Origin of the sequence: Thermogemmatispora carboxidivorans, from assembly GCF_000702505.1 — a bacterium.
Classification (GTDB): Bacteria; Chloroflexota; Ktedonobacteria; order Ktedonobacterales; family Ktedonobacteraceae; genus Thermogemmatispora; species Thermogemmatispora carboxidivorans.
The window spans coordinates 4,833,769-4,848,275 of the sequence record NZ_JNIM01000001.1; the positions used below are offsets into that span (position 1 = coordinate 4,833,769).

Consider the following 14,507-nt stretch of genomic DNA (forward strand, 5'->3'; position numbering starts at 1 on the left):
TCCGATCTGAGATCACGCTTTTATTGTACCTCTCTCTCCTTCTTCATCGGTTACGATAGGATGAAATTTGAGTTGAGAAACAAAAGCATGTATTGCAGATTTCTTAACTCTTTGATAGATTTATTGCACTCTACAAAGATATTATCCTGAAAGGTATCAGAGCAATACAAAAACTAAGTACAGAGATAACAATGTTATTTTGCATCTATGCAGGAAGAAGGGGGAGGAACAGGGAAACAGTTAGCAGACTAGAAGAAGAAGAAGTGGAGCAAGAGCAGAGACGGACCATCTCAGCGAGAGCGCAGCGCTAGTCAGCCCTCAACGGGTCCAGAAAACCAGAGGCAGGAGAGAAAGGCGGTGAAGAAGAGCGAGCCACAGGCTCCTTGTCCCGTCCACCAGCAAGCAGAGCGGCAGCAGTCAGGGGCACCAGCCCTGAACAGCTCCGAGAGAGGAACGCCCCAACGCTGGCAACCGCAAGCGAGAAAGGAGAGCCGCCGCGGTTCTCCTCCTCCGTCGGGCCAGGTCAGGACACGCCCCCACCCTCTTGTCCCAGCTGCTAGGACGACGGCTCCTCGCGCTCAATCTCCACCTGGAGCGGTCCCTCCAGCCCCTCGGCAGACGGCCCATAGTAGGGTGGGTCCCACTCAAACGTAATCTTCTGACGCTTGATTGGGACAGCGGCCTGCAGCTTATCCCAGCGATCTTCACGGGTCATCGTAATTTCCACATGCTGCTCATCGACCTCCAGGCGTTCGGAGATCACCCGCAGCAGATCGGCTTTGATCTGCTCCAGCAGCTCCGGGTTGACCTTCACCCGGTCCTGGACCAGGACCACCTTCAGGCGTTCCTTCGCCAGCTCGCCGGGCCTGGGCCGCTTGCGACTGGCCATAAAATCAAGCATACTCATGCACCATCGCCTCCTTGATCAGGACGGCCAGGACCGTGTGCGCTTCCCAATCGCAGCGGGGCCGAAACCCACCAGGCGGCGCAAGCGCTCCATCAGCGTTGGCGCCTCCATTAGCTCCTCAAGAGGGATCTCCTCACCCAGAATGCGCAGCGCAGCATTCATAAATGCCTGACCGGCACGCGAGCGCTTATCATAGACCACCGGCTCGCCCTTATTGGTGGCCACGATAATCAACTCATCTTCGGGGACAATACCTAGCAGATCGATTCCAAGCACTTCCAGCACATCCGCCACATCCATCATATCACCGCGTTTCACCATGTCGGGACGCAGGCGGTTGAGAATCAGGCGCGGCTCCGGCTTGCCCGCCGCCTCGACCAGCCCGATGATGCGATCGGCATCGCGCACCGAGGCCATCTCGGGATTGGTGACAATGATGATCTCATCGGCGCCCACGATGGCATTGCGAAAGCCCTGCTCGATGCCTGCGGGCGAATCGATGAGCACAAACTCGAACTCCTGGCGCAGCTGCTGGCAGAGCTGCACCATCTGGACACTATTGATGGCATTCTTATCGCGCGTCTGAGCAGCGGGCAACAGGTAGAGTTCGGGCAAACGCTTATCTTTAATCAGCGCCTGACGCAGACGACACTGCCCCTCAACCACATCGACCAGATCGTAGACGATGCGGTTCTCCAGTCCCAGCACAGCATCGAGATTGCGGAGCCCGATATCTGCATCAACTACCACCACCTTCTTACCCTGCATAGCCAGGGCTGTTCCCAGGTTCGCCGTTGTCGTAGTCTTGCCAACGCCGCCCTTGCCCGAAGTAATCGTGATCACCCGGCTATCCATGCGCATGCTCCCTGTCGATTCGGAAAACACCGTTCTTTTCGCACACCTAGCAAAATATCACAGCGGCGACCAGTCGCCAGGTGGTCCCTCCAGCCACTCACCAGCCGGCCAGAGGTTTCATCAACAAACCAGCTGGTCAAATTGGAGCAGCAAGCAGGGCAGGGGTCGCGACACTTCTCGCTCAGCCCCTCCTGCTGGCCACTGCTGTGCTTCCTCTAATCTCACCACGGATGCCAGCCGGCTCAGGGAGACGCCCCAGCTCCAGGCCGCCCCAGCTACCACCCGGTCTCACTCTCCAGAGCAGCCAGCCTCATCGCCAGCAACCAGCAGCAGCCCATTAGAGCGCCTGGCCGGACCGGAGCCAGCCCACCCCACGTGCTGGCTCTCCTTACTTACGCGGCGGGCGACCATTGAGCCAGGTTTCGACCACAATCTGGCCCTGGCGAATCGAGGCCACTTCTGGACGCGGCTGCACCTCTAGCCCCTCGGGCGGACGAGAGAGCAAATGGGCAATCCGCAGCTGGACAGGCGCCAGCAGAAGCGCACAGACCAGCGCCTGCTCGTTATCGGGATAGCCGGCATGGACCATACCGCGCAAGACTCCCCAGACGATCACGTCCCCCCCCGCTACGACCTCTGCACCTGGATTGACATCGCCCAGGACTACAATATTGCTGTGGTGGTGAATCGCCTGGCCAGAACGCACCGTCCGACGCAAAAAGAGCGTATCATCTGACTCACGCGGATCACGTTGACCCGCCGTTAGCCCCAGGTCCACTGTCACAGCCCCTGCTCCTGTCTTCTCATAGGGCGAGTATGGCGCATATGGCCCAGCAGCAGCATAGGCAGGCCCTCCGTTCAGACCCAGCCCCAGCCTGGCCCCCTCGCTCAGGCTCCCCCTGCGCATGCCGGCAACCTGCTCCAGGGAGACAATCGACATCCGATAATGTGCCAGCAAATTTTCGAGCTGAACCCGCTCGCTGGCCTGGAGCACTCGCTGGCGGGTGTCAACCGTCAGCGTGGCCCCGCGAAAAAAATCCGGAGCTTCAGCCAGCCGCTCGGCCAGCGCTTGCAGCAGCTCACTAAATGGCGTATCCGGCTCCAGCGTCAAGAGCAGACCGTGGCGCGTCCCCTTGATGGCGATCTGCCCCTGCACAGGCAGCTTCTCCTCTCGCCTCTCCCCCTCACTGGTCACCAACCAGGAAGGGGCTTCGCCCGCCTTCTTCAGCCGGTCACGCGCAGTCGACATCGCCTGCTCGGCAGAACCCTGCGCACTCATTTCGTTCGCTGCTTTTCTTGTATCAGCTTCTTCTCTTTTCATTCAAGCAGGAGTTTCGATTTCTTACCAGCGCCACTCTTTTACCCGTTCTGCTTCAATATCCTTTTGAGGGTGGCCGCCTGCAGTCGAACGGGCCATCTGCTACAAAGAACCACCTTCTGACGCTACCAGGTTACAGTATAAACGCCAGAGCAACAAAACGCAATAGGAGCAGCTTCTTTGCCTCTCTTTGCTAGCCGGCGTTTCTCCCTAGTTCAGGTGATAGCGCGCACCCCCTCACCCGGCTTGCTGTTTGGGAGGCACCTTTGATTGAGGCAAATATTACTACATTCCTATTGGTAGATGAGGGACTGGACACCGGCCCCTCGACTCATCTATTATAGTGATACATTCTCCCCGCTCTCTTATCCGTGCGTCCAAGATAGGGGAAGCGATTCACGACTTCTATCACAGGCCAGGAGTTTTTCACTGCAGAGATCACTCTTGCTCTTCCATATGGCCATTACTCGTATTTCCTCGGCCAAGGTTAAGGAGGCGATTGGTCACCCAGTGCTGGGTTGACGGTCGCGATCTCTTCAGTTGGCCGGTACCCGGATGGCCTGGCCATCCAGCGCCGCTGCTCCGGCTTCCGGCCTGGCTCTGGACGATTTGAACCTTCAGGAGTTCATTACAATGGCTTTAGAAGCTTTGCAGCGTCTGGACCAGCAAAAGGGCGATCTCCCCTCTCAAAACTATGTTCCACGGACGATGCCCCAGGCTCTCGGCATGTTCGACATGATGATGATCTTCATGATGATCATGCTCTTCATTAATAATCCAGTAAGCACGATAAGCGCGGGACCTGCCGCTTTTACTTACTGGTTGCTGGGAGCTGCGGTCTTCTTTATCCCCTGCGTACTTGGTGTTGCTCAGCTGGGTGCTCTCTACCCTCATGAAGGCTCAACTTATATCTGGACCCATCGCGCACTGGGGAATTTCTGGGGCTTCTTCGCTAGCCTGATTTTCTGGATGCCAGGCCTGCTGGCGATGGTTGCGAGCCTAAGCATTGGCATCGCCTTTATTCAGGGCTTAAATCCTTCCTGGCTGACTCAGCCCTGGCAGCAGGGCCTGCTCTGTATCGCCTTGTTGATCGCTTCCACCGTGCTGGCGCTGCAGCCGATGAGCACGCTGCGCTTGGTGATCAATGCGGTTACGCTCATGACCTACGCGGTGGTGGTCTTGCTCGGCGGTGCGGCTCTGATCTGGCTGGCCACTGGTCATCATACAGCGACGCCTTTCAACGATCTCCATTCCTGGGGAATCGATCCTTCTAACTTCGTGCTCTATGGAAGTGTGGTGCTGGCCTATCTCGGTGCCGATGTCTCGATGATCCTTGGTGGCGAAATGGCTAGTGAGCGCATTGCCGCGCGCCACGTCTCCTGGGGCGGCCTCTTTGTGATTCTCAGCTATCTGGTGATCACCTTCGCCCTCCTGGTCGTTCTTGGTCCCGACGCCGCCAGCCAGGGGCCTTTTGCGGTGATCAGCGTCATCGATCACGTCTTCGGCAAGTTCCTGGGAAATGTGGCCGCAGTCTGTGTGATTGCTTATTTTCCGATCTTCACCACCCTTTTGAATGTGGCCTTCTCCCGCTTGCTGATGGTCGCCAGCATTGACCGCTTCCTGCCGCTGGGGCTGAGCCGCTTGAATCGCAATCGCCAGCCCGCGAATGCCATCGTCTTCCAGACGGTGGTGGCCTCTCTGTGTGCCGCCTTGATCTTCCTGTTGCCCTATCTATTGCCTCTGGGACAGCCCACCGATTTGGCCACAGTGGTCTTTACGGTGACGCTCTCGGTGCTGACTCTGGTCTGGGCTTTTTCTTCAATCTTTATCTTTGTCGATCTGGCGATCTTCTATTTCCGCCAGCGCGAGCGCTTCCTGCGCCTGCTGGTGGTGCCACTTCCAGTGCTGTGGCTCTGTATTATCATCGCGCCCCTTGCCTGCTTAATGGCAATGATTGTAACATTATTGTACTCGCCGATCCCACAACAGATCAGCAATGGCCAATGGTGGTACATTGTAGGCGGCTTGACGGTGATTTGCCTGGTGCTCTGCGGCATCGCCAGTATGTTCGCTATTAGCCAAGCCGCCTGGCAGGATCAGAGCTTCGAAGCGTGAACAGACCTTGCTCGCTGCCGCTCCAGGGTGCCGGAGCGGCAGCCTCTTCCACTTGCGCTGATGGCCGAGCGCCGTTCGAGATCCGACCCGGTCTGGAGTGGCTCGCTCTGTCACGCGCCGGGCTGAGGTCTGTTGACTGCTCTCTGCTCTCTTCGCCACGCTGCTGCCCCGTCCCGGTGGGGCCACAGCCGCTTTCGGGTCACGAGCGGCCTTGGTGTCGGCTGCTCGCCTATAGTTATTTCGTTGTTTGTAAAGGAGTGGATCGCCATGACGCTTAAGTCTAGCGCACCAACCGAAGAGCAGGGCAACCTGCGATCCGGGACGATCGGCTTGCCCGGTGTGCTCTTCCAGTCAATTACGACCATGGCGCCGGCTTCCGCAGTTTCTTTTAGCTTGAGCGCCGCGGTGCCTTTCGCCGGAACCGCTCTTCCTCTGGCGGTGACGATTACGCTGGTGGTCAGCGTGTTGATCGCCCTGAATATCGGAGAGCTGGCCCGCCATTTGCCTTCCGCTGGCGGCTTCTTTACTTATATCGGTCGCTCGCTCGGTTCCATTCCCGGGTGGGTGACCGGCTGGATCTTCGATCTGGCCTATCTGTTGATTGTTCCTCTGCAGCTGCTGGTTCTGGGTCCGGTGGCCGATTCGATTCTGCCTCTGGGTCCCTACGGCTGGGCTATCTGGGCTTGCATTTTTGCGGTGGTGATTTTCGCGCTGACGTACTTCGGCATTAAGGTCTCCGCCGATGTGGGTGTGGTGCTCGGTTGCATCGAGATCGGGGTCTTTTTGCTGCTGGCTCTCTGGCTGATTGTGACTGCCGGGAACAATAATACGCTGGATGCTTTTAATCCGGCTTCCAGCGCGCAGTCCGGCTTTGGCGGCTGGCAAGGCGTACTCCTGGGGATGATCTTTACCGTGCTGGCTTTCGCTGGCTATGAGTCATCGGCTCCCCTGGCTGAGGAAACGCGCGATCCGCGCCGTACTGTGCCTCTGGCGATTGTGCTGGCCGCCCTCTTGATTGGTCTTTTCTATGTCTTCTGTTCTTATGCCGCGGTGGTCGGCTGGGGGCCGGCGAAGATTGCTTCTTACGTCAGCGATTCAAACCCCTGGGGGACAATGGCGCAGCGCGTTTGGGGTGGCTTCAGCATCATTGTGAATCTGGCGATTCTGAATAGCGCGCTGGCCAATTCGAACGCTGGGGTGAACGCTGTGTCGCGCGTGCTCTATGCGATGGGCCGCGTGCGTGCGCTGCCAGGAGCCCTGGCTCACTTGAATCGCTTTGCTTCGCCCGATGTGGCCATTGTTTTTACGATGGTGGTGGGCATTGTGCTGACGGTGGCGCTCGGTCTGGCCTTTGGGACAGGGACGGCGTTCGCTCTGATCGGTACGATTATTGTGCTGCCCATTATTCTGGTCTACCTGGCAACTTGCGTGGCAGTGCCAGTCTTCTATCTGCGCGAGCACTCCGCTGAGTTCAATGTCTTCCGCCATATCGTGCTGCCGCTGATCCCAACGGTGGTGCTGCTGATCGTGCTCTGGTTCCAGGCAACTCAGCAGTATGAGGCTCCGCTGACCTGGGCCTTCCCGCTGGCGGTGGCCTGGCTGGTTCTCGGGATTATCATCGCTCTGGTGCTGCGCTTCCGCGCTCCCGAGGTGCTGGAGGCCAGTAGCAAAGTTTATGTGGAGGCAGAGTAAGCCCCTCGGAGAGAGGTTGCTCTTCTTCTTCTGGATAGGAGACAGTGCCAAGGAGAGGCGGACCGCTCGCCGGTTCCGCCTCTCTTTTTTGCGGAGCATGGATCTCTTCTTTTCTTTCTTCCGCTGGTGCGCTTGAGCTTGCTTCGGCTGCCGCTGTTTTTTACAATAGCGGCTAGAGATCTTTTTTCTGGAGAGAGCTGGCTGATGAGTTCTGCTCTGCTTCCCGGCGATTTTCTGCGTTTTCCGACAGAGCGTGAGCTGGTGCTGCGCGATCAGGAGACCGTGGTAGGGGTGATCCCTGAGATCTGCCTGGTCTCTCATTTCCAGGTTGGCACCTGGGAGGTGCTCTATCGCCCTCTGACGACTGGCAATGTGCGCCGCTGGGGCTTGCCTCTGATGATTCCGAATTTTTCACGCTTGCGTAACGGGCTGTTTGTGGAGAAAGGGACGTCTTTGCCTATCCACGGCTTCGGTCGCCTGCTCCCTTGGACCCTCCTGGCGGCGGACGAGCAGCGGGTGGTTCTGGAGCTGGACAGTAATGAGACGACGCGCGCCTGCTACCCCTATGAGTTTACTTTTACGGTGACGGTGGCAGTGACGCCCGGCAGGTTGACCTATACGCTGGCAATGGAGAACCACAGCGCTGAGGCGATGCCGATCGCACCCGGTTTTCATCCGTATTTCGCAGTGGCCCAGCTCGATAAGCCACGTTTGCTGGTGCAGGGCCTGCCCGGCTTCGAGGCGGCTGCGATCGACTGGGAGCACCAGCCGCCAGATACGCCCTACCCTTTCGCCGGCGAGGTGACAATCACTTTTCCTGAGCAGGGAACCTTGACGATCGCTGAGCTGCCCCAGGGCGGTCGCTCTGCTTTGCATACTATGCAGGTGTGGACGGAGTTGCCGACGCGCCCTGATCATGCCTTTGTCTGCTTTGAGCCAACGGTCGGCAGCGAGGATGCGCTGAATCGGCCCGGCGACCGCCTGGAGATCGCTCCGGACAGCACAGTCTCGATTGTGCTGCAACTACGCGCGCAGGAACAGGCTTGATCAGCGCATTCCGCCCCGCCGCTCTGATCAAGCCTGCTCTTGCTGTATGGCTGACCTTCCGCTTGCTTGCTACCGCTAGCCGGAGCGGAAGCTAAACTGATAGCTTGCGTGCACGAATGCTGGCGCTGAGCCAGCGGCCTTCAAGACGCTGGCGCTCTTCCTGGTTGAGAAATGGTGGCCAGTCCCAGTCACCGGGCACCAGCTCGATGACAATGTCACGGAAGCCAATGGCTGTTAGCAGCTCACGGTAGGTCTCCGCCCTGATAGCACCGGCCAGGCAGACGGCCCAGGCCTTCGGCTCACGACGGAGACTGAGCGGTAGCTCTCCTTCAAGAACTGGATCGGCCAGGATCAGTCTGCCACCCGGCTTGAGGAGCCGGTAGGCTTCGCGCAAGACGCGCTCTTTGTCCGGTACGAGGTTGATGACACAGTTGGAGATGATGACGTCGATGCTTTCCGAGGGTAGGGGAACGGCTTCGATGATCCCTCGGAGGAAGCGAACGTTTTCGAGGCCGAGCTGGCTCCTATACTGTTCGGCCCGCTCCAGCGCAACTTCGTTCATGTCAAGACCGTAGGCGACCCCACCAGGCTGTAGCTGCGGAGCGGCCAGCAGCAGATCAAGGCCCGTGCCACAGCCCAGGTCGAGCAGGCTTTCCCCAGGTTTCAGCCCGGCCTGCTTGAGAGGATTGCCGCAACAGCAGGCACTGGCCAGCAGCTCCGCGGGCAGGTCCTTGAGTTGCTCAGGAGCATAGCAGGTACACCGGCTGGGCGCCTGCCCCTGCTGTCGATCCTCGCAACAGCAGGCCGTCGCAGCATTCAATATGTTTTCTTGATAGTAGTGTTGGATGAATGATCGTAGATCTTCTTCCGATGTAAAAGGCATATCTACCATGACGGGCTTTCCTCCTTCCGACTGGTGAGCCGGCTGGGGCTGGTCCAGCGCAGCTTTTTCTTTGTCTGGAAGAGAAGACGCCCTTTCTGCCAAAGGGACGCAACCGGCCAGACGGTAAGGCTCCGGTGAGGGATGGGGAGAAGTTAGCGACCGGAGGTTGCAGCACAGACACTCTCGTCGAGGCAAGCGCCGCTACATTGTTCGCTCTCCTCGGGTCCCAGACAACAGGGGGTCAGTGGTTGGTAGCCGATGACTCGCCCCAGGCGATCAAATTCAAACTGGCAGCAGGCCTGTAGAAGCTGGCGGAGCCGCTCACGCGCCCGTTGGACGCGCGATTTGGCCCCAGAGAAGGAGAGTCCCAGGCGGCGGGCCAATTCGCGCTGCGAGAGCCCCTCATACTCGGTAAGGATCAATGCTTCGCGATAGGGTGCAGGCAGACAGCGGATGAGCTCCTGCAGGGATCGCTTGATGGCTGCCCGCGCGACCTCGCTGGCCTGCTCTTGCTCAGAACGCAGCAGAACCTCGTTCGTGGCCGCCTGGCTCTGCGGCTGATCTTCCAGCGGTAGAAGGGTGCGACGCCGACGGTAGTAATCGCAGACCAGGTGACGGGCAATGCGATAGGCCCAGTGCTCTAGTTTCTCATCGGAACGCAGCTCTTGAGCGTGTTGGTGAATACGGAGAAAAATCTCTTGTAAGAGGTCGTCTACGCTCTCTTCGTCAGGCAGTCGACGACGGAGAAAGAGACGCAGTGGCTCATGTAAGGCAGCCCAGGCTCGTTCGGTCACGCTGGACATCGGTGCGGCCTCCTCATGCACAGACGTTTCTTTTAGAAGACGCGGCTTCGCCTGAAAGGACGCAGAGCCTCTTTTCCTCTCGCTCGGGGGACAGAAGGTCACCTTCTCTTGCACCTCTCCCGAGATTCGTTCGTAAATATCTCTTGAAACGATGGCAAGGAAGACAGCTCTTTGGCGAGCTGGTCAGCCTGGCCCTGGTCGATCTGCCCGGCAGACTGGGCTGACCACTCTCCAGCGTTGTGCGCCCTCTCCTGCCAGTATGCAATTTCACCTTGTGTGGGATATAATAGGGTAGTCATAGGGAGCATCTGAAAGCGTCACGCCAGTGCCAGGGAGCGGGGTAGCTGCCGCTCTCAGCCAAAGACGGCGCAACCAGAAAACAGGAACGTCTCGCAATGGAAAAAGAGCCATTATCTGGTCTGTACCACGTGCAACAGCAAAGCAACCAGCAAAATAATAATACGCCGCCACCCCCGCTGCTACCGGTGCCGCCACGCCAATCGCAGCGACAGCAGTCATCGCCTAACCAGTCGCGCGGCCCTTCAGGCCAACCGCCGCGTTCCTCAAACCTGAATTTCTGGCTGCTGCTGGTAGTACTGCTGGTACTGGGGTTGTACTTATATAGTTATATCAGTAACGCTAATAGCAGTTCCTCTCCTCAACGGCAGGAGTTAACATATACTGAGTTCTATCAGGAGATCAACGCCGGCAACATCAAGACGGCGACCTTTATCGGGGAGACGGACATCGTTGGCGACTTCCGCCAGCCGGTCCAGGGTCATCAACAGTACCATGTCTACCAACTGCCCCAGCCGCAGACCGATCCGCAGCTGATCCCGCTGCTGTTGTCCAAAGGGGTAACTGTTGTGAATCAGGCACCACCGGACAATAGCTTCTGGATCAATCTGCTGATTACGATCTTGCCCTGGGCTTTCCTGCTGGGACTCTTCTTTTTCGTGACTCGTCGAGCTACCCAGGGGCAGCAGGGCATTTTTAACTTTGGCCGTAGCCGCGCGCGCCTGATCCTGGAAGATCGGCCCAGCACAACCTTCGCCGATGTGGCCGGGGTCGATGAGGCCAAATACGAGCTGCAAGAGGTCGTCGAGTTTCTGAAGACGCCCCAGAAGTTCCAGCGTCTAGGCGGCAAGATCCCCCGTGGTATCCTCCTGGTTGGTCCCCCAGGCACGGGCAAGACTCTGCTGGCGCGGGCCGTGGCCGGCGAGGCCGGCGTCCCCTTCTTCTCGATGTCCGGCTCCGAGTTCGTCGAGGTCCTGGTGGGTGTGGGCGCCAGCCGCGTGCGCGATCTCTTCGATCAGGCCAAGAAGGCCGCCCCCAGCATTATCTTTATCGATGAGATCGATGCCGTCGGACGCCAGCGCGGCGCCAGCATTAACACGAATGAGGAGCGCGAGCAGACGCTGAATCAGCTGCTGGTGGAAATGGATGGCTTCGAGTCGCATCAGGCGGTGGTGGTGCTGGCGGCAACCAACCGCCCCGACGGTCTGGACCAGGCCCTGCTGCGCCCCGGTCGCTTCGACCGCCGCGTGACGGTAGACCGTCCCGACTGGAGCGGGCGCCTGGCGATCTTGCGCATCCATACCCGCAATCTGCCCCTGGCTCCAGACGTGAATCTGGAGGCGATCGCCCGGGCTACGCCGGGCATGGTCGGCGCCGATCTGGCTAATCTGGCGAATGAGGCGGCTCTGCTGGCGGCTCGCCGCAATCTCGACTACATCGACCGCCGCTGCTTCGAAGACGCTCTTGACAAGATCCTGCTGGGCGCCGAGCGCCCGCTGGTGCTCAATGAGGAAGACCTGCGCGTGACGGCTTATCACGAGGGCGGCCACGCTCTGGTGGGCCTGCTCACACCTCACTCCGATCCGGTGACGAAGGTGACGATCGTGCCGCGCGGCCAGGCGCTGGGCGTGACGATGTCGACCCCGCTGGATGACCGCTATAACTATCCAAAGGAGTATCTGCTGGCGCAGATCACCTACGCCCTCGGCGGCCAGGCCGCTGAGCAGGTGGTTTTCGGTACGATCACTACTGGCGCTCAAAGCGATCTGATGAAGGCGACTTCGCTCGCCCGTCAGATGGTAACCCGCTGGGGCATGAGTGAGCGTCTGGGAACGATTTCCTACAGTGAGCGCCCCAGTCCCTTCTCGGGTGGCGCTGAGACGGAGATCGGCCAGCCTTACGACTATAGTGAGGAGACAGCGGAGTTGATCGATGAGGAGGTGGAGCACATTGTGCGCTCCTGCTACCAGCAAGCCATCGATCTGTTGACGAAGCATCGCCGCACGCTTGATCGCATCGCGGAGGAGCTGCGCCGCCATGAGACGCTCGACGGCGAACAGCTGCACGCCATTCTGGCCGAGACTGGAGCCACGCCAGCCCCCGATGAGCCGGCCCCTCTGGGCATCCCACAGGTGATCGCCCCACCGGAGCCGACTTCCGCTCCAGCACCTCCCGAGGTCGGTACAAGTCGTAACGAGCCGGAACCGCCCGCCCCCGCTGCATCTGGCAACGATAGCCACTTTTCGTAGGGAAGGCCCGGGCCAGCTACTCTCTCCTTCACTTTAGCCAGAGAAGATCGAGCGCTTTGCTTCTCTGCAAAACGGGGGACCGCAGCCCAGCGGGCCTGCTTCTGCCAGATCAACTGTCAGGCTCGCTGGCTGCTCTTGATGGCTCTGCCCGACTGGGTTCTCTGACCCGCGTCAAGCTGACAGCCCTTGGGCTGAGGGCGAAACAGTCGCCTTGCTCAGCGCTCACTCTTCTAGCTCTCCGGTGAAAAACTGCCGTAGCCCGGGATAGTCGTGCATAAGTGTGTCAACAAAGGCTTCTGGCAGTGGTAAAAAGATGCCCTGTGCCTCTGCCAGCGGCTTGCTTTCATCACTGGCCAACGTCAGCACCCCCTGAGCCTGAAGCATCGTGCGGCGCTCTTGAAGAAGCCAGGCACGCACCCGCAATAATGGCCCATAGGGAACGTAGCGTCGATAGCGCACCTCCAGCTTGCCCGTCATGGTCCACTGAGGCTGCTGAGCCAAGAGTGAGGCTCGCCCCAGCGTCTCGTCCAGGACCGCAGCCACAATACCACCATGAATGACGCCGGGAAAACCCTGGTGCTCCTCGCGCGGCTGAAAATCGGCGACAATGCTCCGGTCTTCGCGACGAAAGACCAGCTGCAACCCATAGGGGTTGCGCTGGCCACAGACAAAACAGCGCTGATAGTCAGTATCGTCGTTGAGCTTCATAGAACGAGCTGAGGGCGTCCTTCCGTGGAGAATTTTCGTCGGTGGAGCGAGAACGGGAATCCTTTGGCCCGCCTGCTTTGACAGGGACAGGCAGAGCAGAAGGGAGGCTCTACCTCTCGCTCGCTCCCCACACCACCGGCCTGGGCTGAGTGTATCACAGCTCAACGATGCGAGGCAAGCAGGCCACCAGCCATCCCGAGTTCTCTTCTATCCTTCCCGGCTCCTTTCCCTTAGATTGGTCCCGCCGCTTCTTTCTTTGACGGGGAACTCTTTGGCAGGTTGACCCTGGTCAGTAGGCCGCGCGCCCGCAGCGAACATGTACGTGCCTTGACACGCAATGCCGTGCGAGTGGTCATCGAAGAAGTCATGCGTGAGGAGCTTAAAGCGTTTCTCACTCAAGACGGGAAGACGCCTGGATGCCGCTGCTCAAAAGCGGGCGACGATCCTTCAACGATCTTCCGAAGGATACCTCAGAAATCACTATGTGACTATAGTGATCGAGAAGCGTCTGCTTGCTCTGCAAGTCGCCAACGCTGCCCGCAAAGGGGGCGCCTGTCTCTCTTGCCTGTATCGAGGGCAAGGACTCCTGCAGTACCCCCGCTCTGATGAGGAATGGCTCCCGCTGCGCTCCTACTACGACGGGGAAGGCTCCTCTCCTTTTGCTCGTCGTCGAGTGCCTTATGCATCCAGAGCTACCGGCTGCCCCGGTGGCAAAAAGCGAAGCCGTTTTTCCAGTCCAGCTGCTCGAAAGGCTTGCTCGATCTGAGTACGCCCCTCGGTATAGTGCGCCCATCCCTCGAAATGAATGGGAATGATGATCGCCTCTCCCAGCGCTTGTGCCATCTGCACGCCATCGGTCGCCGTGAGCGTGAGATGGACTGGACCATACACGCTGGTCTGAGCCGCCCCGAAGTGCAGCACTGCTACTGCGACCGGGTAACGCCGGGGGATCTCCCTGAGACCATCGAAAAACACAGTGTCTCCCGATACATAAAGCGCACCGTGACGTGCTCCCTCCCACTCCACTATCCAGCCATTCACGTCGCCGAGCATGCCCAGAACTTCCTCCGGCCCGTGATGAGCTGGGACTGCTGTGATATGAACACGCCGACCATCTGTTCCTACTAGTTCAATGCTCTCCCACTTCTCCATGCCACGCGCGCCATTCCCCAGCCGTGACGCTCCTGCTGGCGTGGTCAGAACATGCCGCGCCTGTGACAAAGAGGCGCGACCGGCTTCATCGAGATTATCGGGGTGTTGATCGTGGCTGACCAGAGCTACATCGACTGGTCCAACTTCAGAGACGCTGAGTGCCGGGTCAATGTATTTCATCGTTCTTTCGTATTGGCTTCCTGCTGGATCAAAGGTCGGATCGGTCAAGATGCGGAACTGGCCGATTTCAACAAGAATGGTTGGACCTCCAATATGCGTGATGCGCACACGATCACTGGCTTGCTGACTCATGCTCTTCCTCCTCTGCTGCTCTCCCCCCGGAGACCGGGAGAGACAGGGACTTTCCTGATCTCCATATATACATACCTAAAATGGTTTTGATATGTATACCCCTAGTATAGTCAGCGAAAATATACTTGTCAAGATGGAAATAGCTGCGTATAATAAAGAGAGGGAACAG

The 14,507-nt window shown here is 58.8% G+C and carries 11 protein-coding genes; 4 read left to right on the forward strand and 7 right to left on the reverse strand.

Annotation, left to right across the window (positions count from 1 at the left end; translation table 11 throughout):
• Nucleotides 1–556: 556 nt before the first annotated feature.
• The 3 genes from minE to minC all read right to left on the reverse strand — a co-directional run bounded on the left by minE (nt 557) and on the right by minC (nt 3,041).
• Nucleotides 557–907, reverse strand: coding sequence for a cell division topological specificity factor MinE (gene minE / locus N688_RS19095; protein ID WP_052890766.1), 351 nt, complete (start codon nt 905–907; stop codon nt 557–559).
• Nucleotides 908–925: 18 nt separating this feature from the next.
• Complete coding sequence (minD, locus tag N688_RS19100) at nt 926–1,762, reverse strand: septum site-determining protein MinD (RefSeq protein WP_052890767.1); 837 nt, start codon at nt 1,760–1,762, stop codon at nt 926–928.
• Nucleotides 1,763–2,150: 388 nt separating this feature from the next.
• Complete coding sequence (gene minC, locus N688_RS22490; RefSeq protein WP_162179590.1) at nt 2,151–3,041, reverse strand: septum site-determining protein MinC; 891 nt, start codon at nt 3,039–3,041, stop codon at nt 2,151–2,153.
• A gap of 672 nt (nt 3,042–3,713) precedes the next feature.
• Here minC and N688_RS19110 point away from each other — a divergent pair.
• The 3 genes from N688_RS19110 to N688_RS19120 all read left to right on the forward strand — a co-directional run bounded on the left by N688_RS19110 (nt 3,714) and on the right by N688_RS19120 (nt 7,934).
• Complete coding sequence (locus N688_RS19110; RefSeq protein ID WP_052890768.1) at nt 3,714–5,195, forward strand: APC family permease; 1,482 nt, start codon at nt 3,714–3,716, stop codon at nt 5,193–5,195.
• Between the two features lie 267 nt (nt 5,196–5,462).
• A complete protein-coding gene (locus tag N688_RS19115; protein WP_052890769.1) occupies nt 5,463–6,887 on the forward strand; it encodes an APC family permease in 1,425 nt (474 codons plus the stop codon).
• A gap of 204 nt (nt 6,888–7,091) precedes the next feature.
• Nucleotides 7,092–7,934, forward strand: a complete 843-nt coding sequence (locus N688_RS19120; protein WP_052890770.1) for an aldose epimerase family protein — start codon at nt 7,092–7,094, stop codon at nt 7,932–7,934.
• Between the two features lie 91 nt (nt 7,935–8,025).
• Here the strand turns inward: N688_RS19120 and N688_RS19125 are convergent, their stop codons facing one another.
• Nucleotides 8,026–8,826: a methyltransferase domain-containing protein gene (locus N688_RS19125; RefSeq protein ID WP_052890771.1), complete on the reverse strand. Its 801-nt coding sequence runs from the start codon at nt 8,824–8,826 to the stop codon at nt 8,026–8,028.
• A gap of 143 nt (nt 8,827–8,969) precedes the next feature.
• Entirely contained in the window at nt 8,970–9,620 is a 651-nt protein-coding gene (gene sigZ, locus N688_RS19130; RefSeq protein ID WP_052890772.1) for an RNA polymerase sigma factor SigZ, read from the reverse strand.
• A gap of 395 nt (nt 9,621–10,015) precedes the next feature.
• Here sigZ and ftsH point away from each other — a divergent pair, with 395 nt between their 5' ends.
• Entirely contained in the window at nt 10,016–12,166 is a 2,151-nt protein-coding gene (gene ftsH / locus N688_RS19135; protein WP_081839025.1) for an ATP-dependent zinc metalloprotease FtsH, read from the forward strand.
• A gap of 222 nt (nt 12,167–12,388) precedes the next feature.
• Here ftsH and N688_RS19140 read toward each other — a convergent pair whose 3' ends face one another.
• Both N688_RS19140 and N688_RS19145 read right to left on the reverse strand, forming a co-directional pair.
• Complete coding sequence (locus N688_RS19140) at nt 12,389–12,874, reverse strand: PaaI family thioesterase (RefSeq protein ID WP_052890773.1); 486 nt, start codon at nt 12,872–12,874, stop codon at nt 12,389–12,391.
• A 678-nt stretch (nt 12,875–13,552) separates the two neighbouring features.
• Nucleotides 13,553–14,338 carry an MBL fold metallo-hydrolase gene (locus N688_RS19145; RefSeq protein WP_052890774.1) on the reverse strand — a complete coding sequence of 262 codons (786 nt, stop codon included), beginning with the start codon at nt 14,336–14,338 and terminating at the stop codon, nt 13,553–13,555.
• Nucleotides 14,339–14,507 lie beyond the last annotated feature (169 nt).

Bases quoted from the DNA above. Each gene is read 5' to 3' on its own strand.
- N688_RS19125 (WP_052890771.1), bottom strand. From the start codon at position 8,826: ATGGTAGATATGCCTTTTACATCGGAAGAAGATCTACGATCATTCATC.
- N688_RS19110 (WP_052890768.1), top strand. From the start codon at position 3,714: ATGGCTTTAGAAGCTTTGCAGCGTCTGGACCAGCAAAAGGGCGATCTC.
- N688_RS19140 (WP_052890773.1), bottom strand. From the start codon at position 12,874: ATGAAGCTCAACGACGATACTGACTATCAGCGCTGTTTTGTCTGTGGC.
- minD (WP_052890767.1), bottom strand. From the start codon at position 1,762: ATGGATAGCCGGGTGATCACGATTACTTCGGGCAAGGGCGGCGTTGGC.
- sigZ (WP_052890772.1), bottom strand. From the start codon at position 9,620: ATGTCCAGCGTGACCGAACGAGCCTGGGCTGCCTTACATGAGCCACTG.
- minE (WP_052890766.1), bottom strand. From the start codon at position 907: ATGAGTATGCTTGATTTTATGGCCAGTCGCAAGCGGCCCAGGCCCGGC.
- N688_RS19115 (WP_052890769.1), top strand. From the start codon at position 5,463: ATGACGCTTAAGTCTAGCGCACCAACCGAAGAGCAGGGCAACCTGCGA.
- N688_RS19120 (WP_052890770.1), top strand. From the start codon at position 7,092: ATGAGTTCTGCTCTGCTTCCCGGCGATTTTCTGCGTTTTCCGACAGAG.
- minC (WP_162179590.1), bottom strand. From the start codon at position 3,041: ATGAGTGCGCAGGGTTCTGCCGAGCAGGCGATGTCGACTGCGCGTGAC.
- ftsH (WP_081839025.1), top strand. From the start codon at position 10,016: ATGGAAAAAGAGCCATTATCTGGTCTGTACCACGTGCAACAGCAAAGC.
- N688_RS19145 (WP_052890774.1), bottom strand. From the start codon at position 14,338: ATGAGTCAGCAAGCCAGTGATCGTGTGCGCATCACGCATATTGGAGGT.